We start from the raw sequence: 24,572 nt of genomic DNA on the forward strand, positions 1-24,572 counted from the left end.
TGAAAGTCTTGATGGCTCAGGGTTTCCCGTTTATGCAGCCAATTTTGTGCAGTTTTGTGCAATCTGACTGGCTCAATCCTGTCAATAACCTTGTTGATTTACGCCATCAAATTGGCAGAAAAGGTTAATGCATTATATAAAAATTAGTTGTATTCTTACGAGTAAGGAGTAGAAACTGTTAAAAAGGATTTTAAATAGTCATGAAAATCAGATATCAATTAAGTGTTGCTATCGCTGGTGCTTCAGCTCTAGTTCTCACAACTCATATTTCCACAGCTCAGGCATTTTCAGTTTTCTTTGGCGAAGATTTGAATGTTGGTGGCAATGGGAATACTCCCTTAAGTAGTTTCCCAAATTCTTCCCAAGCAGAAGCCGACTTTCTTTCTAAATTAAAGGGTGTAGGAACCGAAGATTTTGAAGGGTTTAATGCCAACCAAAAGCCTCCTTTAAACTTAACCTTTCCCGGTGCAGGTACTGCTACTCTGTCAGGTGCTGGTTCTATCAACACAGGTTCTTCCAATGACTCAACAAATGGGGCTTATCCCATTTCTGGAAACCAAAACTACGTAACCGTTGTTGGTGATGGAGGATTTACCGCTAATCTCGATCAACCCGTTGCTGCTTTTGGCTTCTATCTCACCGATCTTAGCGATCAGGTTGGCACTCAACTGAATTTAGAATTTGGTTTTTCCAACGGTACTACTAAAAATTTAGTAGTTCCCAACACGATCTCCCCCAGACCAGGTAGTGGTTCAGTTGTTTACTATGGTGTAATTGCTGACAATCCTAGCGAAGTATTTACTAACGTATCCTTTACATTCGCTAACAATGGTAACGAAAACGAAGGTGTCGGTATGGATGATATAACCATTGGTAGTTTAGAGCAAGTAGAAAATGTGCCTGAACCACTCACCATCCTCGGTTCAGCTACCGCCCTAGGCATTGGTGGGTTACTCAAAAAAGAGTCTTCTAAAAAGCAAAAGAAAAGCTAACTGTCGAATAGTGTAAAAACAATTGGACTGATGGGTATCCAGACAAGGTAGTCTGGATGCCTTAGCTTCATGGCAACAACCCAAGCGGTGATCACTCTTTTTGAAAAGTCCACCAGTTCTTTCCTTGTGTCGTGTTCCCAACCCTTGCGCTTAGAGTCAAATTATTGTTACATTAGTTTATATAGGTTAGTCGCCAAAAAATCTGAAAATAAACAAGAGAGCCACTCTCTCGTGTAACTCTCTCTCTAGTCCTAAAGGTACATCTACTACTCTCATAATCGCCTCTAGGACTTAATGGTGTCACACCCAGTTTGAGATCAGTAACTGACTGGTAGAACTGATCCGTTATTCCTTGCCAGGAGAATATTACAGGTGATCGCAATGCTCCACCCTACGATCACCAGGGTAGTGTTGAAGCGTACCGCAGGAGAGGCGCGTAGCTTGCCGGAGTGCCGCCGCTTTCGCGTCCCCGGTGTGGTGACGGGCGGTAGTCAACCTTATCAACAAGCTAGAGTACATTATTAACGATAATGTGATGATAATTAATCGCACTCAAGCTCGGTAGAACCCCAATATAAGGAATGAATATGGGCTGTTCAACAGCAATCCGAACCATTGAAGACTTGCGCGATCGCCGGGATGAACTAATTGCTATTTTTACCAAACATGGTGCTCACAGTGTTCGGGTATTTGGCTCTGTAGCACGAGGGGAAGCAACCGATGATAGCGATATTGATTTTTTGATTGATTATGATCGAAACTGCACGAGTGCTTGGTTTCCCGGCGGATTGATCAATGATTTAGAGTCTTACTTAAACAGTAAGGTAGACATTACGACGACTCGGGGTTTAAGTCCACTCATTGCTGAGAATATATTCCAAGAGGCTATCGAACTATAAATTAGGTAAGAATCTGGACAATCTATTAACCAGGTGCAAGCTATCAATTCCTACCAAATTTCACTCATGTCTAATACAAAACCTGGAAGCACCATCTCGCCCGATAGGGTTTCCGGATTCTGTAAACAGTTCTGAGAACCATCCTGACGATAAATATAAACTTGGCGACCAGTACGGTCAATCAGCCAACCCAATTGTACGCCCAAACGCACCCACTCCTCCATCTTTTTTTGTAAGGATTTCAATGTATCACTGGGAGAGCGTAATTCCACCACAAAATCCGGGCAAATTGGGGGAAATTTTTGCTGCTGTTCCGGCGTCAACGCATTCCAGCGTTCTAATCGCACCCAAGCGGCATCCGGTGACATGGGTTCTTTGATTGCTCCTGGAATCTGAAATCCGGTGCTAGAGTCGAAACCAATCCCGGTTTTATCTTGTTTTACCCATGAACCAAGTTGAACGATTAGGGAAAAATTGCGATTTCCTGTTTCTCCCCCCGCTGGCGTCATAATCCAAATTTCTCCGGTTTTCAGGTTACGTTCTAATCGCAAATCATGGTTGATTTGGCACAGTTCAAAAAACTGGTCATCGCTGAGTTTAATTGAGGGTGGAATGGTCAACACTAAGGGCGAGGAAAGCATCTTTAAGTATTGGTCATTGGTCATTGGTCATTGGTCATTGGTCATCGTAACATTATGGTTCTTCCGGACTTCAGAATCCTGGCATTGCCTCAGACGACGCCCAAAAACATTGGGTTGAGCTTTGATAATTTCATTGGTAGGACTTACGCAAAGCCTCTATTTGTAGGGTGCGTTAGCGAAGCGTAACGCACCTTAACCACTAAGCTGTCATGCATTTTAATTGGGAATGGGTAGCGAGCAAGATGCTCGCAGTACAAGGATTTCGCCATTATTGACATTAAGGAAGGTTTAAATGCCGAACAGCTTATAGCGCTACGAGAGGAGTCAAAAGTCAAAAGTTGACTACTATCGCTTCTTTCAAAGGTAACAAAACTCGCTGTCAAAGGCAACAAAAATATGTCTGTCGTCTCAAAGAGGTAGCAAGAAGCCAGAGACGACACAGCAACTTTTGGCTTGGTCTTTATGGATTGACCTGGACTATTGGATGGGATTTTTGTTAAGCCATGGTTCAGAAAATTATGCACCTTAATCGGTTGTCCCTTTGTGCAGTTTTCACCCTTTGCAGTTTTCTGCAATCTGATTGTCCGAATCTTGCCAAGTGCCTTGTTGATTTACGCCATTAAATTTGCAGATAATGGTATATCCTTACATAAACCTGGCTTGTATTATGGAAGTAATGACTGGAATCTAATAATTTGAAATCAATGAAACATCTGAATAAAGCTCTGGGAACTATTGCCTTTGCTACCTTGGCGTTGGGTTATACTAATGTCGCTAATGCTGCCACTGTAACCACATCAGGAACCTGGTCAAATCCTCAAGGAACTGCTGCTGACGTTATGAATAACGGGAACACTATCTCTTGGGGAAATCCGGCTAACACATCTAACAATCAAAGTTCATACGTTTTCGATGGCAACGGTGGCGTCGAAGTAGATGACACAACGTTTCAAGTCTTCAAACTTGGCACATTTACTCATGACAACTTCCCGATTACACAAGGCGACTTCCTAGGTGTCACGTTGGCATTGAATCTAGATATCGATGGGCAAGTGAGTCAAGACTTTACATTTGATTTCGCTCACAATGAAACTCCTAACAGTACTCCCTGTGATCCTCAAGGCTCCACGGTATGTCCTGATGTCGTTGATATTCCCAGCGCTATAGGTGAAGAAACGATTTCCTATAATGGAAAGACATTTAAGCTACAGATTTTAGGCTTTTCAGATACTATTGATGGTCCCAAAGTAACTCAGTTTATCACTGAAGAAGGTATGTCAAACCAAACGATGCTGTTTGGTCAATTGAAGCCAGAGCCAGTTCCAGAGCCTCTGACTATCCTTGGCTCAGCTACAGCTCTAGGCTTTGGAGCATTTTTAAAACGAGAGTCTTCTCGCAAAAAGAATAAAACAAAGCAAGATGTTTAATCAATATTTCATTGATTAAAAGATTTATAAAAACTCCAGAGCCTGTCTGGGGTTTTTGTTTGCCTCATTGCACTCTGAAAATTTCAAAACTTTTCTACATAAAACGATTTTGTTGCGATCTGTGCTTCGCAGCGGCGCTTCACCATCGCGTCTTAAGCAATCGAGTTGATCGGAGCATTTAAGAACAATCCTGACTGATCACCAATCGTCCATCAGGGAGTCGATAGACTCCAGTGGATTCCACAATTGGATCGCCTTTTTGCCAGGGGCGAGTGGTACTTTCTGTGGGAATCATCCGCACGGTGCCTGTGGAATAGGGGGATATGGTAAGATCACCGGGGCGCGGGGGTAAGTTGCCAGCGCCGGTGATGATGAATCTGCCATTTTGCTGATCAGCCCGAACCATGCAGCTATTGGCAATTAGATTATCGGTGTCGATGAAATTGTCGGGTAAATCGATGAGGCTATTTTCAATAAAGGTGAGGTCGGGTATGGTAATTATGCCATCGATCGCGGCATCGGCATTGATATCGACCCGCTGGTTATGATCTAGGGTAGCCGGATCAGTGCCTTTGGCGGCAGGGGTATAGCCGAAGCCAAAGAAGATGGGAGTATTTAATGTGATGTCGCCGCCTCTGCCATCACGGGCAAAGGCTAAGATATCGCTATCAGCAAATGCCAGGATGGAGTCAGCGGTGATCATGATGTTCCCACCGTTGTCACCTCCACTGGAGACACTGGTGGTGATGTCGCTGTCGCCCCAGAGTCGGATATCAGCGGCGGTGATATGAATGGCGCCGCCAGCGGATTGAGCTGTGGCGGTGAGGATACTGCTATCGGTGGCGGTGAATGTGTCGGAAATAGTTAGAGCAATTTTGCCAGCGTTACCTTCTCCTTGACTTCGGGCAGAGATTTGTGATCCATTTTCCAGGGATAATGTTTGAGTTGCGATCGCTAAGTCTCCAGCGACTCCAGTTGAGCCGGAAAGGGCGGCGGTAAATAAACCACTGGGTACTCCATCAGCGGCAGTACCCGCGATTCTGATCCTGTCTGAGGCGTTGACGGTTATAGTTCCCCCGGCTCCTTGATTGGTTGTTGCTGTGCCAATTTGTGAACCGTTAAAAATGTTCAGTTGGGTGGTGGTTATTTCGATGTCTCCAGCATCGCCGTTCCCTGTTGTTGTGGTTAGGACTAGACTGTCATTGAGTAATTCGACGAATTCAGCGGCATTGATGGTAATCGTTCCTCCTTTCCCTGAACCCAAGGTAGAAGCGGATAGGATTGTGTCAGCAAAGGAAACGGATTCAGCCTGAATCGTAATGTCCCCAGCTTGACCTGAATCACTGCTAGGACTCATGGTACTACTACGGATGAAACTATTGGCTGAAGCGATTCTCCCTTGACTGGTGAGTGTAATATTACCCCCACCATTTACCCCACGAGCGTCAAGATTGCCCAGGGTAATATTACCTTGAGCCGAAAGGGCGATCGCACCGCCAGCCCCAAGGGAAAATGTACGGAGCGTACCTCGGGTGGTATTGATAGAACCATTCGTGCTGGTGAGTGTGATTGAACCACTGGGGTTAAATATATCTTGGCTGGTAATGTCTCCTCTGGCGTTGACATTGAAATTGCCAAAGACTGAGGAGTTGCTGAGATTAATATCATTGCGATCGTTAATGATTACAGTTCGACCTCCGTTTATACTAAGAGTTCTAAAATCATTGTTTTGATTCAGAATGATATCGCTGTTACCCGCATTTAAGGAAGTTATCCCTGTGCCTTTGATGGTGAGGATACCGTTACCCAGGATAGCTCCGGCGGAATCAACGGTGAGGGTTTCGGCGTTAATGTTATCCAGAGTGATAGTACCAACGATATTATTGGTTAATCCGGCGCCTGTGTCTAATTCAAGGGTGACATCGCCAAAACCAGTATTAATCGTAGTCCCCGGTTTCATGGTGATGTTGGCAGCACCCGGATCTCGTTGTGAATTAATCACTCCTGGGGCGAAAGGCTGATTGGCTAACAGAGATAGGTTGCCATTGTCGGTGATGATATCGGCATTGAGGAGAATACTGCGTCCGGCTTCTAGGGATAAGGCGCCGCGACTACCTGTCGGATTATTAGTAATAATGGCTTGGTTAACGGTAATATCGTTATTTGCTTGCAGGGTGACAGGGGTTCCGGTATTGGTGATGCGGGTAATTGTGGCGGGAGTGACGGTAATATTGCGGTTTGGGAAATAACTGTGGGTGAGGGAGGCGGGGTTGGCGATGCCGATATCTACTCGTCCGGCATTATTGTTGGCGGCGGGGCTAGTTACCAGGTAATTCCCATTGCTTAAGGCGGTTATTTCACCAGAGCCGAATCTATCGTTTTGGTTAGTACCGGAGATCCGGCTAATTTCCTTTCCTGTGGTGCCATCAGCTAGAATCACTGTCCCAGCATCCACTACCCTCCCAATATCTGCGTTGGGATTGGCAAAAACATAATTACCATCGCTCAAGATTCTTATGTCACCGTTGCCGAAAAAATCGTCTGGGTTAGTACCAGAGATACGGTCAATTTCTGTCCCCGTGGTGCCATTTGCCAGAATTACTGTCCCAGCATTCTGTACCCCCCCAATATCTGCCCATAGATTACCGAAAACATAATTACCATTGCTCAAAGCTGTTATTTCACGATTGCCGAACCTATCGTCTGGGTTAGTACCAGAGATACGGTCAATTTCCTCCCCCGTGATGCCATCAGCCAGAATCACTGTCCCAGCATCCCCTACCCCCTGAATATTTGCCCCTGAATTGCCAAAAACATAATTACCATTGCTCAATGCTGTTATTTCACCAGAGCCGAACGAATCGTTTGGGTTAGTACCAGAGATCCGGCGAATTGCCTCCCCTGTGGTGCCATTTGCCAGAATTACTGTCCCAGCATCCCCTACCGTCCCAATATCTGCTGGATTGCCAAAAACATAATTACCATTGCTCAATGCTGTTATTTCACCAGAGCCGAACGAATTGTTTGTGTTAATACCATAGATCCGGCTAATTTCCTCCCCCGTGGTGCCATTTGCCAGAATCACTGTCCCAGCATCGAGCATCACCCCAATCTCTGCCTCTTGATTGCCAAAAACATAATTACCATTGCTCAAAGCTGTTATGTCATTAGAGCCGAAATTATCGGTTTGCTTAGTACCAGAGATCCGGCTAATTTCCGCCCCCGTGATGCCATTTGCCAGAATCACTGTCCCAGCATTCTCTACCCCGTCAATCTCTGCAAAGGTATTGGCAAAAACATAATTACCATTGCTCAAGCCTGTTATTGCCCTGTTGCCGAACAAATCATTTGGGTTAGCACCAGAGATCCGGTTAATTTCCGCCCCCGTGATGCCATTTGCCAGAATCACTGTCCCAGCATTGAGCATCCCCCCAATATCTGCAAAGGGATTGCCAAAAACATAATTGCCATTGCTCAAGCCTGTTATTTCACCGGAGCCGAAAAAATCGTTTCGGTTAGTACCAGAAATCCGGCGAATTTCCGCCCCCGTGGTGCCATTAGCCAGAATCACTGTCCCAGCATTCCCTACCGCCTCAATATCTGCCTCTGGATTAGCAAAAACATAATTATCATTGCTCAAAGCTGTTATTTCACCAGAGCCGAATCTATCCCCAGGCTGATCACCATAAATACTTCCAAGCACCGCCCCAGTGTTCGAGTCGAATAAGTACACGGCTCCCCCATTCTGTGCCATTAAATCATCGTTTGGAGAACTCACGACAATGTTGTTATTTGCCAGTACCGCCGTATTCTCCCCAAATTGATTTCCTGCCGCTGGATTGGGGTCAAATAATTGAAATGAGTTGCCAGTAACCGCTGTATCAATGGTAATATTCTTCGGGTCTAATAATAGCTCCCCCGCCACCCCATTCGCCGCACTTGCATCTGCCAACCCCCCAAACACCAAACTCCCTTTCCCCGAAACCTCCAACACTCCCCCATTCCCCGTCAACGCCCCACCTCGCGCGGTCAAATTCCCATAAAAATCCGTCTCCCCATCTGCCCAAACAATTACTTTCCCCCCATCCCCAACCGTCAACCCATCGGCTTGTAACGTCGTCGCATGATTCACTAAGGTATAGTCGGCATTCTGTGCCTCTACTGTATTTCCCTGATAGTCTCCACCCACGAGAATTTCACCGCCACCCTGATTCCCACTGGCATTTACTGTTGTCCCCAACAGTTGCAATCTCTCCCCAAATAACTGAATCTTACCCCCCAACTCCCCCTGCGCCTGGAGATTCCCAGACGTGGTGAAAACCTGTCCCCCCTGAAACCGAATCCTCCCCGCTTTTTCACTCCCGGTTACAGAAGTCAACGCAGTAGCGGTTTGAATTACTGTGCCCTGATAATCCACTTGAATCGTTCCCCCATCCCCAGCATTTCCTGTGGCACTGAGAACCCCAGTATCGAGAAAATTAGTAACATTAATATTCAGATTACCGCCCCGTTCACCATCCGCCTGAATCTCTCCCCGATTTTCCAGAAAGGTACTGGTGAGATTTATCTCTCCCCCGATAACGCCGCCGGAATTGATGACACCATTGAGCAGTTGAATCCGATTCCCTGTCACGTTAATTTCACCGCCACTACCCAGAGGATTTGAGGCATCCACAGAACCTAAAATTGCCACAGTGCCTAGATTAAAATCAATCGGAATATCGGCTTCAGTTAATCCGGCATTTTCCAGTAACGTTGCTAAACCTGACGCAGCAGATAGAACCTCACCTGTATCATTATTGAATGGTAAATCAACAGAGCTAACTTGCCCAGTTAAATCCAAATGAATTAAACCTTGGCTTGGCACAGCCGCCAGACTAATTGTTCCTCCGGGTGCTGATAATTGCCCCGAATTCACCACTGTACCCCCCGCCAGGGTCAAATTCTCTCCCTCTCCAACTGCTAAATTCCCTGCATTCACTACCGCTGCTGGCTGTCCATACTGCAACCCCAAGGGTACACTAATCGTTAATAATGAGGAGTCTTCTGGATTCGTGGCACTGAATGATGAGCCATCTTCAAATACTACAGAATTTGCTGTACTCGCGACAAAGGAACCCTGAATATCTAACTGAGCCTTTGCGCCGAAAATAATCCCATTGGGATTGAGGAAAAATAGATTCGCTTCGCCATTAACTCCCAATGTTCCTAAAATTGCTGAAGGGTTATTCCCGGTTACCCGACTAAAAATCGTTTCAATGCCGACTGGATTGGCAAAATAAACCCGTTGTCCCTCTTCAATATTAAACTCAAGGAAACTGTGGAACAAGTTAGCTTCTCGGATTGCCCCCCCTTCTATCAAATCGGCTAATCTTCCCCGCACTTGAGCATTGGGTGTGACGACAGAATGTTCAGCCTCTAAGGTATTATCTGGGGTAATCTGGGCGAGCAGGGGAGTATCCTGACTGATTAAGACAGTAAGACTGGTGAAAAAACTCACCAACCCTAACTGCCAATACCTGGGTTTTGAGGAGTAAGAGCGTGTTATTTCTGTGGAATTCTTAAAGAAGGGACTGTTCATCAAAGCCTCCAGGATACTCGATCCAAGCATTTAGACCCCTCTCCCCCAGCCCCTCTCCCACTCCCTGGGGAGAGGGGTGAAAGAGAGTCCGGTTGACCTGAATATCTCTAGCATACAGGCAAACCGACAACAACAGGTTGCACTTTTCTGCCAACTTAAGTTCCTAAACCTGACAAGTCAATGGCACAAAACGGCAAACCTATTCCAGCCCTGACAGCCTATAATTGGATAAGCTGAAAATCAGTGAGTGATCAGCCTTCCATGGACAGTCTCATTCCCAAGTCCGATTTATAATTAAAATAAATTGTCATGAATCAGACAGCCAAAAAGTGCTATTTAATATGCAAATTACCATTGAAGTGCCTGACAATATAGGTAGTCGTTTGGCGGTTCGTAGTGAGGGCTTTAGCCCTCTCCAGCTAGGCGGAGCGAGAACTAAAGTTCTCACTACAAACAAAACCCCTCGGTGCGTCTGTCTCAACCAGCCATTTAAAAGCGTGACAGCTGATGCAATGCTACCGATTCAGACTTAAATCCCTAGGCTTTTTCACCAGCCTACTCCTGTGCTTGTGGCTGAATCATCTGCCCTCAATCGCTGAATCGGTGCCAGGGAATCAATGGGTGCAACAGGGAGTTGAACACTACCAAGCTGGAGAATTTCAACGCGCGATCGCACTTTGGCAAGCTGCCCTAGAATACTACCAAGAAACCCAAAATCTTACCAATACCGCCATTATTCGAGAAAACCTCGCCAGAACCTATCAACAACTGGGGCAAATGGAACAGGCTATTGAGTTTTGGCAACAGGTTATTGCTGATTATCGCCAACTGGGAGATAGGCAGAATCTGGGGCGGAACCTGACTGAACTGGCTCAAGCTTATACTACCACCGGACAACCCCGAAAAGCGATCGCGCTTTTATGCGGAGCCTCGGCTTCCTCCACAAACTGTCAACCCGAAACCGCTCTATATATTGCCCGCACCACTGAAGACAATCAAGGAGAAGCCGCCGCCCTGGGAAGTTTAGGAAATGCCCATCTGCTCACCGGAAATTATCAAGGCGCGATCGCGGATTTAGAGGCTAGCTTAACGATTAACCCCCCAGCCTATCAGACATCAACGCTGAACAGTTTAGGCAATGCCTACATCCGTAAAGGGCAACGCCAAGAGCGCTATGCTGACTCGGCTCAACAGCGGGGTGCTAAGAAACGGGCAAGTCAATTTCGGCAAGAGGCGCTGGATGATTACCAACAGGCTTTCGATTATTTTCAGCAAAGTCTCGAATTGGCTCGCAGATCACAGGATCAACCCAATCAAATGGGAGCCTTACTTAATTTAATTAAATTGGCTCACCATCCCCTCATTTCCCCCCAACTTGACGCTGCTCAAATCAATCAATCCCTAAAAGAGGCTCTGGATTTACTCAATCAACTTCCCGATTCTCGTAATCTGGTTTATGCGGCGATCGATTTAGCCAATCTCCAACCAGCGACTTCTACCATAACCCAAAAGAAATACCAATGTTCCCCACGCCAACTCCCATCCCAAGCTGAATCCCTACTCGAATCAGCCGTATCCATTGCTCAACGCCTAGAAGACTCCCGTTCCGAGTCTTTTGCCCTGGGGGAATTAGGTCATTTCTACGAATGCCAGAATGACTATCGCCAAGCCTTACAATTTACCCAAAAAGCCCGGTTAGCCGCCGATCAAAACCGAGACGCCCAAGATAGCCTCTATCTCTGGGAATGGCAAGCCGCCCGCCTGTTTCAAGCACAGGGAAACCCAGAGCAAGCCATCGCCGCCTACCAACGTGCGATCGCAACGTTAACGGATATTCGCCAAGAACTACTCATGGCTGACTCAGATGTCCGATTTGACTTTCGCGATCGGATTAATCCCTTACACCGAGACTTTGCCCAATTACAGTTAGAACGAGCCGAACATCTGCCAGTTTCTGCCGCTAAACCAGAAATAGAATCTGCCCTGAAAACCATAGATGCACTCAAACTAGCCGAACTCCAAAATTACTTTGGCAATGATTGTCTATTAACACCAATTTCTCAGGAATCAGTGCAGCAACTGGTGGGAGACGATACCGCTATTTTCCGTTCAATTATCTTCAACAATCATACCGCGATCCTGCTCACCCTACCCAACGCCCCAACCCAACTCAAATGGATTAATATCGATAGTCAAACCCTAAGAGAAACCGTCAATGAATTTCGCCGAGGATTGGAAAGACGACGGGATCTGATTTACGACCCCAAACCTGCTCAAAACCTGTACAATTGGATAATTCGCCCCTTTATTACCGATTTAGACGCCGCTGGGATAAACACCCTAGTTTTCATCTCAGATGGGATCTTACGCAGCATTCCCATGGCTGCCCTACATAATGGGGAAAGCTTCTTAGTGGAAACCTACGCCATTGCCACAACCCCCAGTTTAACCCTCACTGCACCTCAACACTTAACCGATGAATCCCTTCAAGTTTTAGCCCTGGGATTAACGGCAAAAGCCACAGTAAACGGACAAACCTTTCCCGCCCTCACTAACGTTAAATCGGAACTCCAGCAACTTGAGAGCTTATTTCCCGGCAGCAAAACCCTCTTAGACGATGATTTTACGCGCGATCGCTTACAAGCCGAACTCAGCCAAACTGTTTATCCGATTCTCCATATTGCTACTCATGGACAGTTTAGTGCTGTACCCGAAGATACATTCTTAGTCACCGGTAATAATAATAAGCTGACGCTTAAAGACTTAGAAACCACGATTCGTCAGGTGAGTCAGGGTTCTGATTCAGTCGATCTACTTGCCCTCACCGCTTGTCAGACAGCCGTTGGCGATGAGCGTGCCACCTTAGGTTTAGCAGGTATCGCCGTTCAAGCTGGCGCTAAAACTGCCTTAGCCTCTCTCTGGTTTATTCCCGATGCCTCCACCAAAACCCTCGTCACTGACTTTTACCACAATTGGTCTAACCCTGGCATGAGTAAAGCCCAAGCCTTGAGCCTAGCACAACTAAAACTAATTCAAGCAGAAAACAGTCCAGAAATCAACAACCAATATGCCCACCCCGCATACTGGGCACCCTTTATTCTCATCGGTAACTGGCGATAATGTTCATTTGTCATTTGTCATTTGTCATTCGTCATTAGTCATTCGTCATTCGTCATTTGTCATTTGTCATTTGTCCTGTTTCAACCAATGATTATAGCAGTAGACACATCGATTAGGACTTTCGGCACCATTGTAGAAACTATAATGCAACGGAAAGGAACATAAATGATGTGTCCTAACCGCTATGGCGGTTGCTATAAATGACTTTCCCCAGATTGTTTTAGGGCAAAATTAATCACAGTTGGACTTAATCGGATACCTCGGTTGAGCATTTTAGATATCGCTTGCTGAATTGAAATAGGGTAGCCTTCCCGCTTGGCACGGAGTAAAATGCCAATGGAACCTGTCAGCGAAAGTCCACTTAATCTGGCGATTCGTCTACCTGCTATTTCGTCAATACAGACAGTTTGGATGTTTTCATTCATGGCTAACTGAATGACGGCGGCTTCGCCTCTATCAAGGGAATTCAGGAGAAGGGGGGAAATCCTCAGGAGTGTTTGCTGTTTTTGCAGCCAGGTTGCTGCTTGGAATTCGGCTACGGCAAACCCGCTAGAACCACCTGCTAGGATTTCTTGACAGACTTCAAGGGGAACCAATACCTGAGTGTAGAGAGATTGCAATACAGTTAAATCCCCTAAAGCGGCGACAAGGGCGATTAGGGGTGCAGCATTGATCACAATCCTCTCAGTTTCAGGCATTTTCTAAATCCGATAATAGTTCTTCTTCAGTTAGGTCAATCATCGGCACACCATAACGATCTAAGGTTAACAAGAATGAAATTCTATCCATGCCGATTAATGCGGCTGCCATGCCAGATGATAGGCGTTTCATTTCAAAAAGTTTGACAGCCATTGCCCATTTTGCCTCTTGTTCAAACTGTTCTCTGGTTTGTTGCAGGGCATCGGGAAAGGTTTCTGGGTAGGTGATTGTGAGTTGGTGTGACATTATGTTTTTTGACTAGGAGTTATGTAAAGGGTTTCATGCCTTTTTATTAAGGAATTTTGATTTTCAATCCTTGGGCGTAATACAGCAATTTTTGTCTGCCCGAAGAATTAACATCGTATTCTCAATCAATTCTAACTCCGCTCTATAGAATTCTCGACGGGTTTGGTTGGGTGCAAAATTCACCAGATCTCTCAACAGAGATACAGCATCTTCTCCTAATTGCCAGGGAGGAGCAAGCTGTAATGCCTCACCCATAGCATCATACCAAAACCCTGCCGAGGCATAGAGTTCAACCGTCGCCAAACCGGGTTTAACCTGAGCAAGTTTCTCCTCCAAAGCTAATGGCATCTGCACCACTTGCATATCTGCCCTAGCAATTAAATCGCTGGAATCGTTATCCGAATCACAAAGAATCGTCACTTGCCAAAGATAGGTCTTCCCCACCGTTAATTCTAACTGCTCCCTTGCCAGGGATAACATCATAATTCCTGGTGAACTCTCTAACTGAATTGGTTGACCCACAGGTTTAGGTTTACCCTGAGCATCATACTCATAGAGTCTAAATTCCATCGGTTTAATTGTCGAGTCAGGGACAAACCAAGCCAAGGTGGGATGGGTAGACAGGGTTGCCCCCACATGAGTTTTAGGGGCAAGGGCAGTTAGGGGTATTCCGTCACCTTCGCATCCGCCCCTTGGACCCGATGAAGTTGTATAATCACTGGGTGGTTTCTGATCTGGAGGTGGCACGTATTCAGCTAAAGCTGTCGGCGTCACAACTAGGGATAAACTTAAAAGACAAATTCTTAATAATTGACGATTAAAGGATTGGACTAAAAATGGATAACAGGAATATTTCACGGTTCGTTCCCTCCGGGCTATATCTCACTCATCTCCACTGATATAGTGTACCATTCTCTACCCATGAAAATTTTATCCATTAAACCTTTTTAGCCAATATCTTAGGTCTAATTTCCTCCTTACCAAACGCCAAGTCAGTTCACACAACGTTCCTTGACCAGAAATAGACTCTCGCTTAAACTCACCCGCCAACTGTTTCGCTAAACGTCTACACTGCTTGCTTCCATGTCCTTCAGGGGATGAGCGAATACCTGCCCCATTATCTTGAATACTGAGACTGTACCACCCGTCTTTAATTTTACCAATAACCTTAAGGCGAGTCACCCCGACGGCGTGTTTACCCACATTGCACAATCCTTCTTCTATAAATTCACAGAGTCCTCGCTTTTGCTCAAAATTCAAGTCCTCCTCTACAATCGCCGCAAACTCTAAAACCTTAATCTTAAGGGTTTTAAATTCCGGCAAGTCTCGCTCCAGAGTATGCCGACTAACGGTATAAAAAAGTTCATTTATCGGCAATTCTAGGTCAAGGATTAAATCATTACTCAGTTGTAATGTTTTAGTTTGATTCAACTTATCTTGAATCAATGCTTCCCGCTTAAGATACTCACAAACCTCCCAAATTTCCTGCTTAACCTGTTGAAGTTTCACTACTACCATTTCGGAAGTTAAGTCTTCGTCTTGCACCTGCTTAATCACATAAGCTAAGGTTTGCATCGGTTGATTATGAATCCGATTAAAGGTTTGCTCAATCGTGCGTTGGCGGACTTCAAGTTGAGACTTCAACGCCCGGTCATATTTATAGAAAGCAAAAGCACTAACTCCCATCCCATTGAACACCAAAACTAACAAAACGGGAGCAACAGGAATCCACCAACCCAAAAGAATAAACCCATAACTCATAGCAATAAGAATTAAGCTAGCCAAACTAACAGAGCCAAGATTCTGCAACGACGATTGAGTCAGCCGCCCCAAACTCAAAGCCAAGACACCCCAACTGATAATCCAAAGATATTCCCATCTATCGGACCAAACATTCAACAGGGGGCGTCTATCTAGAACCGCACTAATAATTTGACTAACCGTATGAGCTTGAAATTCTACCCCATAAATCCGTCCAGAGGGTTGTAAATCAGCCAAGGCTGTCGTATTCACAACATCATTCACACCCGGGGAAATAATCCCAATTAAAACAACGCGATCGCGAATCCAACTTGCCCGAAAATTTCCCTGGTTGATATCATCCAAAGATAGGGTGCGAAATCCCTCTCGACTATTGCGAAAATTCAGCAGAACCTGAACCCCACCCGCATCAGCATCAACATAACCTCCAGAATTAGGTAAAAAGCGAGGAAGTTCAGTTCCACCAAACCGCATTGCATCAGGATCACGAGTGCCATTTTCCAGGGAAATACCATCCGCCGCTAAATACATTTGGGCTAATCGCAATGGCAAGGAAAATCGGTATCCTAGGGATGTTGGCGTTCCCAAAAGACTGCGTCTCACCCGACCATCTGTATCATGAATAACATCAGCAAAACCCACCTGTTCAGAGGGTAATGTGGGTGGTGCAGCAATGGGCGGAAATAATGCTTTGTCAATGGCAATTAGAGTTTTAATATCCCTAAATGCGGCAACCAATTCACCATGACCCGGTTCAACCGGGATATCTCTAATAATATCAATACCGATGGCTCTAGGATTGTAACTCTGTAGTGTTCTTAATAATTTGGCTATCTCTTGATCCGGGATAGGATAAGTCCCGACTTGGCGAATATCCTCATCATTAATCCCAATAATCAAAATCCGTTTATCAATGGATTCCTGGGGACGCCAACGCAGCAAAGCATCAAGAGTCATCCATTCTAAAACTTGCAGCCAACCACTGAGGCGAGCGACAATCACCAATATCAGAATTACCAGTCCTGGTAGCGATCCGCTCCTCCATATCACCAGTTCTGCTCTTATTTTCTGCCAAAAATATTGCCGCAACTGTTGCTTCCTTGACTTCTCCCGTTTTCCTGGATTTATGTAGAGATGTTGCATGAAACGTCTCTACAATCTGGACATAACAGGGTTATGTATGCCGGATTTGGTATGACCAATGACCAATGACCAATGACCAATGACATCCATCAATCGATAAACCCTTCCTCTCTAGCGCGTCTTTCCGTTTGAATTCGCATATTTTTACCCGGTTCCGGATAAACATTCAGAACATCTTGGATTTTAGTCCAATAGTGACGCACCGTTCGTTCAGATACCTCCATTTTTTCGGCAACGGTTTTATCTTGCAATCCTTCCTGAAAGGCTAGATCAATAACCTGTAGCCACTCAGATTTGAATTCTCCAGGTGGCAACTTCAGGTCTTTGGTATGGGTAATTCCCTGTAGTGCCAATTCAATCCGGTTTAACATATCTTGACTGAAAAGAGCTTTATCCGCTAAAGTAAAACCACCCTGATGACGATCAATATCTGGTTTAATTCGCACGAGTGCCTTAATGTAACTGCTTTGCACAAAAATATTCAGAGTCGGATAGTTTTCCATCAAGGTTCGCAGCAGTTGGATGCCTGTATCAACACGGGCTACCTCCCCATCTGTTTCCGGGATGGAAAGATCTATGGCGACTAAATCAGGTTGAACCCTTGCCACTTGTTCCAGAGTCATTTTTGCCGTTGTCATCTGGAAAAGTTTTGCCTCTGGATATTGCTGTTGTAGATATTCACTGGTTTTCTCCAAAATTAATCCATGATCATCTACGATAATAATTTTCAGCGGTGTTGGCTCTGATGAATCTTTACTCATCGTAGTTTCCTGTAACTCTCATAAAAAATAAGTAAGTTGGTGGAAATAAACTCAACCCCATCAAGTTATATTAACACCCCTAAAACTATTACAAATGACGAATGACGATCTCTACCATTAACTTTAACCTGAAGTTCCCCCCATCCCGATTTAGAATAGAAGCATAAACCATTGCTGCGTAAGCGTTTGAGCAGATTAATTTATGCCGTCTTCAACGGTGCAACCACCCTAACCATCGTTTTTGGTTGAAGTGAAATTCCCAAAACTCCACTAATTTCTAATAATTGTGTCAGCGTTGCTGATTCATACTCTCTATCTTCATATCGCTGAAGCAGACTCTCTTCAATTCCCAGCCGTTGAGCAAGTTTTTTTTGGCTAATTTTAGCCGCAATACGGGCTTGAATCAAAATGCGGGGAAGCTGAGCAAGAGAACCGATTTCAAAAATGATTGGTTCGCTCTCATTGCGATTAATTAGAGCTTCATACTCCTGCATCTGGGCGGTAAAGTCATCGATCAGACTTTGGACTCCATCGACATTAAGTTGCCACATAATAGGATTAGTGTTCTTCAATTCATTATCCGGGGCATTTAACAGTGCTAACGCCCGTTCAAATCCCTGAATACGCTCTTGAGTTACTTGATACTCTAAATCATTTAAAATCATGGTTCCCACCTCAGCAAATCTATAGCGATTATTCCTTTGCGGTTTTTTCTTTTATCAAACTGGAAAAGTTCTAAAAATGTTAGACCTGTATCATCTGCTAGCAACTCAGATGGAAAAAATTCTCCTCTATATTTAGATTTTTGAGCTGCCCGTTGATCATAAAGATTGAGTAAGGTAGGGGCATTTATTCTCAGGTAATCGATATCAACCCCCTCAGCATCCCAGCAAGCATCAAAGTCATTCGGGTTCAGCTTATCCGTGACGAAACTACCATTAATATAGATGGTTCGACAGCCTGCGGCTCTAAAATGCTCCATCGCCTTTTTAAGTCCTTCTATCAGTCGCGATCGCTTCGCTGTGGTGTCAAATCGGGCAATAAATTCATCCCAGGTACAAAAATGAATCCCTGGAGGCAGGTTGCCTTGATCATCAAACGGTGGAATGGTCATATTCAACCTATATCACCTTTGACGGTAGACGAGCAACCTAGAAGTAACCTGAGAATTTTGGAGTAAAGAAAAAACATACCCCTCCACAACCCTTGATCGGGGCGGGTTTAGTTGCATCTGGGTGAGATAAAAAACGATAATAGTGAAACCCGCCCCTACATTCTATCTAACCCTATTTCCCCTTCCCTCTTGTCTAACAAATGACAAATGACAAATGACGAATGACCAATGACAAAATCACACAACATTGGCAGGTTCGACTTGTGCCAAAAATTGGAACGCCTTAGCAACATAAGCCGCACATTGTTTAGGTGACGTATCATAAAAAGCACGCCAAGCGGCTGCCTTATATTCGTCATACTTATCGGCTCGTTCTGGATATCGCTCCAACCAGCCTAAACGCACTGCATGACCAATCAAAACATCCAGAACAATGTATTCTTCAATTTCCAACTCTGGATTGCATTCCAGTATAGCGGCTAATTCAACAAGTGCCTCAATATTCACTTGTCGATAGGTGGGGACTTGAATTTTATTGAGTAAATGCTCAACCCGCAGAGCAAAATTCTTTTCCCCAGGTGTCATTTCTGAGAGCAGCGGTTGACTATCCAGTCGATTGCGACGCTCTAATTTATCGCCAATCACCAAACCCTTACAATGTTTCATCACTTGCCAGACTTTCGGGTAAAAATCTTTCGGAACCCGACCTGCACTGCCATCCATTTGCCGTTTTCTCAGCCAATTTCCCGCCGTGGTTATGTCTTCGTCGATATAGATTCGCTCCTCTGGCAAGATCACCCAATTAATCACCTGTTTTGGCTGTTTAAGACGCAGGGATTCTTGTTGACGTAACTTTTGGTTAACCCCTTCATATCCGGCTAAACAGGAACGCAAGCGCATTTTGATGTCAAAGGGACTTAAGCGCATCAATGCTTCATACGCTTCATCTTGCGTCACGCCTAATTCAGCCGCTAATTCACTCGTCAACAGTAGAATTAAATACCCAACCCGCAGTGTGAGCAAGCCATCAACCAGATGCGGTTCGGATTTAATCAGAATACTCAAGTAAATCAGGATTTCCTGAGTTAAAACGCGATCGCGAATATCTTCTCGGCAAAATTCGTCAATCTTTGCCCGGAGTTCCAGATGAGACATTGGGTTTTTAATTAGAGAAGCCTCACTGTAAGCTTTCCCAACAGTAATCTGTTTCCCGCGCACCAAAATATCCGTTACCGCATCGGACAAACTAATTTCGACTTTATTCAGTAACCCCGCCGCTTGACGAATCACACCCCAGTAAGGCGATGCTCCTTCACTACTGGCTCTGGTATACACTTCATTCAGCAAATCCGCCACCGTCACCACTCGTTGAGGTTGACCAAATCCTGTATCAAAATCCAGCCCCCGCAAGTTTTTCAGAGTGCGTAATAATTCAATTTGCTCATAAAAATTTTCTGAATGCCGCAAACTATCCAGCAAGGGTTGGAGATTCGTTTCGCATTCCAGCAAGAATTCCTGCGTATGACTTAACGGACCATTTTTTCGCGGATGATTCCTCAGGTAATACTCAGGCGGTGCTGAATCTTGAACCGCAGAGTCGCTAAACTCAAACCCTTGCAGCGTATCAATGCGTTCAACGCCTGCTGTGAGCATTAACTGATTTAAACGCCCTAACTTGACCCGCACCCCATTACAGAATCCTTCCTGCAATTCTTGGATTAATTCGAGTAAAGCGGAACCCTGAAGTTGCTCTTGTCCCGGATGACTGGTTTCTTCTGCCGTCTGCACCATCTGATGAGTTAACAGCAGCGTCACCGTTGGACGTCCCAACTCACCCCAATGGCGTTGAATATACGTCAGTTCACTTTTAATTTGAGCCACCAGGAAATGATAATCCAGGGTTAAATAAAACTGTTGCTGGTCTAAAAACGCCGGCAAAAATACAATCGTTTCTTTCCCGAAGCGAAAAATACGAGATGTGGTCAAACTTCGCAGGCGTCGAATCGGGCGTCCGGTTAATCCTAAGGCGTCACACCGTCCAATTTGGGCATACAATCGGGATAGATCCGTCGCTTGACGCACTTGCACCGGATCAACTTGTTTGGGCGTCTGGGTGGCAATCCCATAGGCAGCCAGTTGCGCCTGTAATGCTTCATCCTCTGCCAATAGCGCAATTTGTACCACCGGATCTTGGTGACGCCCGACGCAAAAATGACGCCCTAAGGGGTCAACATCTCCCCGCTTAATTAATCCCTCATGAAGGAGTTGGGCAAACAGATATAAACTCTGCGCCCAGACGAGGGGCAAATTTTCATTCGGTTTGCGATTTTGGGAATGAGGAGACTTACGTTCCGCTTCAATTTTGTCTTCGGGCACGTAATACACTTCCGGTAATAAGCGCATCCCATCTCGCTCAACCAGCAATGTATCCAAACGCCCCAGATAATTCCGCGCCCGTTCAACGTCTCCCCGAAACCAGCCATCTAGGGCTAAGTAGGTAAAAAATAGGGGCCACTCGCATTCAATATGTTCAAATTGTTGCAGTTCCCAGGGTTCATAATGCAAGCGGGTGGTATCTTCGAGTACTGTTTGATGTCCATCTCGCAGGAACCGCTTACACCCGTAGAGTCCTTGTAGTTTATCGACAATCTTTTGACGAGTTCTATCCAGCAGTTCCACGTCTTCGATGGCAAATGCCGGGAACCCGATTACACTTAACAATGCCGCATCAGTTTCTTTTGAACTCGATTCCCGTGGTAATAGGGATTCTAACGTAATCCGCGATCGCGCAATTTCATCGGGTAGAACATGAATGACGGAGGCTTGAGATCCCCGCACACCAAATAAATCTAGCCCGTTAATCGCCTCTAATGCGGCTTTTGCCATGCCAACGGAACTGGCGTTAAGTTCCGGATTGCCGCGATTAACTTTATTTCCCCGTTCCCAAATGCCGTAATCGGGTGTTCGATAGGTACGACCAATGTAATACACCAGATTCTGGATGAAATGCACTTCAGCAATGGTGTAAACAATGTGTAACCCTGATCCGGTCATCTGAGCCAGCATTAACAGGAATAGGGAGGTGGCATCAAGCTGCAAATGACCCCACTCATCATCCCCCACGACTACATCTCCGGTGCTGGTATTATACTTGGCGTGTAGGGCATCCAGCAGAGATTGGTTGTCTTTGAACCGTTCCACTTTGGCGGCTTGCCGCATCATACAAAACAGCAGTCCCCGCATGAGTTTGACCACACTTTGTTCCAGTTCAAAGGTGCGCCCACTATCAGCGTCAAGTTTGCGGTACGCTAAGGCTAATCCCCAAACTGCCAAAATGCTGTAAACGTTATCCCTAACCCAGGCATCGGTGTAGTCACCATGGGCATTGACGGCTGTACTGGCGGGTAATAATCCGGTAATTGGATTTTGGCGATCGAGAATAATCCGAATCTGCTGGTAATAATCGTTGAGTCGAGCGGGCAGTTGAGTGGCGGTGATAGACATCCCTTAATCAAACTTGATATAAAATTTATTTTTCCGGGGTCGTTCGTTAAAGCGAATGAGTAATTTTTCTTAGCATTCCGGAGATAATAAGTAGTCAGACCAAAGAAAACGGCACGCTCTCTAAGTTTTGTAAATAGTCCTCAAACCTCTACAAATGACGAATGACGAATGACGACCTCCACCGTTAGCTTTTATTGTGTCCACCTACTTACTCACCTATCTTTCCGTCACCTTGACCCAATTCTTGTCGTTTTGGCAACAATTCGTTACATTAATTTACATAATGCAATTAAAACAACGAACTTATGAACGAGCAACAGCAAAAAGAAGCGAAATTTGGGTTCACGGCGAACGCTGAGAATTGGAATGGTCGTTTAGCGATGATTGGTTTTGTTGCCGCGTTGATTACGGAATATGTTTCCGGTCAAGGCGTGTTACATTTCTGGGGACTTCTGTAATACGGCAATGGGGAAAGTAATAGCTGGGTGTTCAATCCGATGAACCCCAGCTTTCTGGTATTGTCCTAGTCCTAGCGGATATATTCCTTGAGAATGCTGTTGCGATTGGGATGGCGCAGTTTACGCAGGGCTTTTGCCTCGATTTGGCGAATGCGTTCGCGGGTCACGGCAAAGATTTGACCGATTTCTTCTAGGGTTTTCATCCGTCCATCATCTAACCCATAGCGCAACCGAAGAACGTCTCGTTCGCGGGGACTTAAGGTATCCAGGACACTTTCTAAGTCTTCCCGCAGCAGATTTTTGGATACTTGGTCTTCTGGCGTTTCACCATCGGCTTCGATGAAGTCACCCAGGCGAGAGTCTTCTTCTTTACCAATTGGTGTTTCCAGGGAGATGGGAAGTTGGGCAGATTTGGCAATAAATCGCAGCTTCTCGATGGTCATTTCCATGCGATCGGCAATTTCTTCTTCGGTGGGTTTGCGACCCAATTCTTGAGAGAGGATTTTGGTGGTCTTTTTGATCCGGGAGATGGTTTCGTAGAGGTGAACGGGGAGGCGAATGGTACGGGATTGATCCGCGATCGCACGAGTGATGGCTTGTCGAATCCACCATGTCGCGTAGGTGGAGAATTTGTATCCTTTCTCGTGGTCGAACTTTTCCGCCGCCCGGATCAGTCCTAAAGACCCTTCTTGAATCAGGTCTTGAAACGACAGACCCCGATTCATGTATTTCTTGGCAATGGACACAACGAGACGCAGGTTAGACTGCACCATTTTCTCTTTTGCCCGCCGACCCAGGAAAAGGCGTTGGCGAAAGGCGGGAAGTTCCATGTTGACTGAACTAGCCCATTCTCCTTCCTTCGGTTCTCGCTCGAGCTGATCATACAAGCGATCGCGAATCCGTTCTAATTCCAATAAGTCAGCAATTTTACGCGCCAGTTCAATTTCTTCATCAGCCCGTAATAGCCGAATTCGACCAATTTCTTGTAAGTAGAGGCGAATGGAATCTTCGGTATAGTGCTTCTTTTTCGCTTGTGTGCGACGGCGGGTAGAACGCACCTTACCAGGCTTACCATCTTCCTCCGGTTCGCGTTGAACGGCTTCCGAGTTCACGTCCGCCATATCATTTTGAGTGGCGTCATCCTCCAGCAAGAATTCAAACTCGCTTTGAGGCTGAGAAATTGTTGCAAGTACGTCGTGTGCCTGGGTCATGCCTTTTTCCTCATGCTCCTTCAGTTAAAGACCAGTAGATGTCTAATAATCTACTTAAAAGTTTAGCCAGCGATTTCATCTTACTTTTGCATTCTAATCGGTTATTGAATTGTTGAGCCTGAGAAACTCAGATGAAATTTATTCCTCTTAACTCAATAGGGATATGAATGCCGGGTAAAGTAATTTTTCATCCTGGCGGCTGTTGAGACTTTTCAATTCTAGCTTTAATTCAAAAAACTTGTTCGCGCTTTTGGGCAACTTAGATTGGCTGAGAATCTTCAGCGGTTAAGAGCTTTTGTGCGAAATCGAAATGAATATTTGCCTAAAGAATGAAACCATTATAGATTGTCTTTCCTCGATTTGCATGCCTAGATGAATTGAGGGACTAAGTCTAACTTGATGGAAGTACGCGAATAGAGTCGTAAGCTTTACTATTACGCTGGGGAAAGCCATCGAAACTGAATCCGTTTGCTTGATGTCTCTCGGTTCTGTCAATCCTTCTTTAATTTAATCTGGGACTCGACTGGTTCGTCCCCGACAAATCGCTGAAATGTGATCAGCCATTTTAATGAAGTTAGCTGACACTTCAAGAGCCTTAGTTTCTCTAGAGTTCATGAAACACCCTGTTTTAGTACAAATGTTCTGTTTTAAGAGGATTCTTCTTCTTTGACTACGTTAGCGAAGTTCAGCGTACATGCAACAAATTTTTTGAGGGTAGAGGTAATGCATAAGTCACGAAGGCTCGATGGTGTGTAAAACATTTGTTTTAGCACACAATAGGAGTAGTTGTGTTTAAAATCTGAATAAAATTAGCCGAGATGGTTACAATACGTAACGCTTGTGTCATCTTGTGTAAACTGGCAGTCGGAGATGGAGATAAGGCAGTGGTTCGACAGGCTCACCAACCAGGCAGTGGTTCGACAGGCTCACCAACCAGGCAGTGGTTCGACAGGCTCACCAACCAGGCAGTGGTTCGACAGGCTCACCAACCAGGCAGTGGTTCGACAGGCTCACC

The 24,572-nt window shown here is 45.4% G+C and carries 20 protein-coding genes; 9 read left to right on the forward strand and 11 right to left on the reverse strand.

The features are described 5' to 3' along the window. Window positions 1-200: 200 nt before the first annotated feature. From RIG27_RS23140 to RIG27_RS23150, 3 genes are all read left to right on the forward strand, one after another. Window positions 201-992, forward strand: a complete 792-nt coding sequence (locus tag RIG27_RS23140; protein ID WP_446349090.1) for a PEP-CTERM sorting domain-containing protein — start codon at window positions 201-203, stop codon at window positions 990-992. A 381-nt stretch (window positions 993-1,373) separates the two neighbouring features. Continuing rightward, window positions 1,374-1,517: a hypothetical protein gene (locus RIG27_RS23145; RefSeq protein ID WP_446349092.1), complete on the forward strand. Its 144-nt coding sequence runs from the start codon at window positions 1,374-1,376 to the stop codon at window positions 1,515-1,517. Window positions 1,518-1,579: 62 nt separating this feature from the next. After that, window positions 1,580-1,891: a nucleotidyltransferase family protein gene (locus RIG27_RS23150; RefSeq protein WP_446349094.1), complete on the forward strand. Its 312-nt coding sequence runs from the start codon at window positions 1,580-1,582 to the stop codon at window positions 1,889-1,891. 50 nt (window positions 1,892-1,941) lie between these two features. Here the strand turns inward: RIG27_RS23150 and RIG27_RS23155 are convergent, their stop codons facing one another. Continuing rightward, entirely contained in the window at window positions 1,942-2,532 is a 591-nt protein-coding gene (locus RIG27_RS23155) for a Uma2 family endonuclease (RefSeq protein WP_446342500.1), read from the reverse strand. A gap of 704 nt (window positions 2,533-3,236) precedes the next feature. Between RIG27_RS23155 and RIG27_RS23160 the strand changes: the two genes are divergently transcribed. Beyond that, complete coding sequence (locus RIG27_RS23160) at window positions 3,237-3,959, forward strand: THxN family PEP-CTERM protein (RefSeq protein ID WP_446349096.1); 723 nt, start codon at window positions 3,237-3,239, stop codon at window positions 3,957-3,959. A gap of 178 nt (window positions 3,960-4,137) precedes the next feature. Here the strand turns inward: RIG27_RS23160 and RIG27_RS23165 are convergent, their stop codons facing one another. Beyond that, window positions 4,138-9,570 (reverse strand): two-partner secretion domain-containing protein, encoded by a 5,433-nt coding sequence (locus RIG27_RS23165; RefSeq protein WP_446349098.1) that lies wholly within the window; start codon window positions 9,568-9,570, stop codon window positions 4,138-4,140. A 477-nt stretch (window positions 9,571-10,047) separates the two neighbouring features. Here RIG27_RS23165 and RIG27_RS23170 point away from each other — a divergent pair, with 477 nt between their 5' ends. Both RIG27_RS23170 and RIG27_RS23175 read left to right on the forward strand, forming a co-directional pair. Then, complete coding sequence (locus RIG27_RS23170) at window positions 10,048-12,660, forward strand: CHAT domain-containing protein (RefSeq protein WP_446349100.1); 2,613 nt, start codon at window positions 10,048-10,050, stop codon at window positions 12,658-12,660. A 21-nt stretch (window positions 12,661-12,681) separates the two neighbouring features. Continuing rightward, window positions 12,682-12,825: a hypothetical protein gene (locus tag RIG27_RS23175; protein ID WP_446349102.1), complete on the forward strand. Its 144-nt coding sequence runs from the start codon at window positions 12,682-12,684 to the stop codon at window positions 12,823-12,825. Between the two features lie 29 nt (window positions 12,826-12,854). On the opposite strand, the gene RIG27_RS23180 is transcribed toward RIG27_RS23175, so the two are convergent. The 8 genes from RIG27_RS23180 to RIG27_RS23215 all read right to left on the reverse strand — a co-directional run bounded on the left by RIG27_RS23180 (window position 12,855) and on the right by RIG27_RS23215 (window position 21,888). Further along, entirely contained in the window at window positions 12,855-13,358 is a 504-nt protein-coding gene (locus RIG27_RS23180; protein ID WP_446349104.1) for a DUF3368 domain-containing protein, read from the reverse strand. Next, window positions 13,351-13,605: a UPF0175 family protein gene (locus RIG27_RS23185; protein WP_446349106.1), complete on the reverse strand. Its 255-nt coding sequence runs from the start codon at window positions 13,603-13,605 to the stop codon at window positions 13,351-13,353. Before RIG27_RS23185 ends, RIG27_RS23180 begins: the two co-directional genes overlap by 8 nt. Before the next feature lie 63 nt (window positions 13,606-13,668). Beyond that, a complete protein-coding gene (locus RIG27_RS23190; protein ID WP_446349108.1) occupies window positions 13,669-14,463 on the reverse strand; it encodes a DUF928 domain-containing protein in 795 nt (264 codons plus the stop codon). Between the two features lie 72 nt (window positions 14,464-14,535). Further along, window positions 14,536-16,509: a CHASE2 domain-containing protein gene (locus tag RIG27_RS23195; RefSeq protein WP_446349110.1), complete on the reverse strand. Its 1,974-nt coding sequence runs from the start codon at window positions 16,507-16,509 to the stop codon at window positions 14,536-14,538. An 89-nt stretch (window positions 16,510-16,598) separates the two neighbouring features. Beyond that, window positions 16,599-17,270 (reverse strand): response regulator, encoded by a 672-nt coding sequence (locus RIG27_RS23200; RefSeq protein ID WP_446349112.1) that lies wholly within the window; start codon window positions 17,268-17,270, stop codon window positions 16,599-16,601. Between the two features lie 200 nt (window positions 17,271-17,470). Further along, on the reverse strand, window positions 17,471-17,935 hold the full coding sequence (locus RIG27_RS23205; RefSeq protein ID WP_446349114.1) for a helix-turn-helix domain-containing protein: 465 nt from the start codon (window positions 17,933-17,935) through the stop codon (window positions 17,471-17,473). Next, window positions 17,932-18,384, reverse strand: a complete 453-nt coding sequence (locus tag RIG27_RS23210; RefSeq protein WP_446349116.1) for a DUF6932 family protein — start codon at window positions 18,382-18,384, stop codon at window positions 17,932-17,934. The genes RIG27_RS23205 and RIG27_RS23210 overlap by 4 nt, the downstream gene beginning before the upstream one ends. Before the next feature lie 237 nt (window positions 18,385-18,621). Further along, complete coding sequence (locus RIG27_RS23215; protein WP_446349117.1) at window positions 18,622-21,888, reverse strand: glycoside hydrolase family 15 protein; 3,267 nt, start codon at window positions 21,886-21,888, stop codon at window positions 18,622-18,624. Between the two features lie 168 nt (window positions 21,889-22,056). Between RIG27_RS23215 and RIG27_RS23220 the strand changes: the two genes are divergently transcribed. Together RIG27_RS23220 and RIG27_RS23225 are read left to right on the forward strand one after the other, a co-directional pair. Then, on the forward strand, window positions 22,057-22,197 hold the full coding sequence (locus RIG27_RS23220; RefSeq protein ID WP_446349119.1) for a hypothetical protein: 141 nt from the start codon (window positions 22,057-22,059) through the stop codon (window positions 22,195-22,197). Next, window positions 22,194-22,346, forward strand: coding sequence for a chlorophyll a/b-binding protein (locus RIG27_RS23225; protein WP_446342352.1), 153 nt, complete (start codon window positions 22,194-22,196; stop codon window positions 22,344-22,346). The genes RIG27_RS23220 and RIG27_RS23225 overlap by 4 nt, the downstream gene beginning before the upstream one ends. 71 nt (window positions 22,347-22,417) lie before the next feature. Here RIG27_RS23225 and rpoD read toward each other — a convergent pair whose 3' ends face one another. Further along, window positions 22,418-23,557, reverse strand: coding sequence for an RNA polymerase sigma factor RpoD (gene rpoD / locus RIG27_RS23230; RefSeq protein ID WP_446349121.1), 1,140 nt, complete (start codon window positions 23,555-23,557; stop codon window positions 22,418-22,420). 818 nt (window positions 23,558-24,375) lie between these two features. Between rpoD and RIG27_RS23235 the strand changes: the two genes are divergently transcribed. Next, window positions 24,376-24,572: hypothetical protein (locus tag RIG27_RS23235; RefSeq protein WP_446349123.1), on the forward strand; the 197-nt coding region annotated here is incomplete at its 3' end.

Source organism: Coleofasciculus sp. F4-SAH-05, from assembly GCF_040222985.1.
In the GTDB taxonomy this organism is placed as follows: Bacteria; Cyanobacteriota; Cyanobacteriia; order Cyanobacteriales; family Coleofasciculaceae; genus Coleofasciculus; species Coleofasciculus chthonoplastes.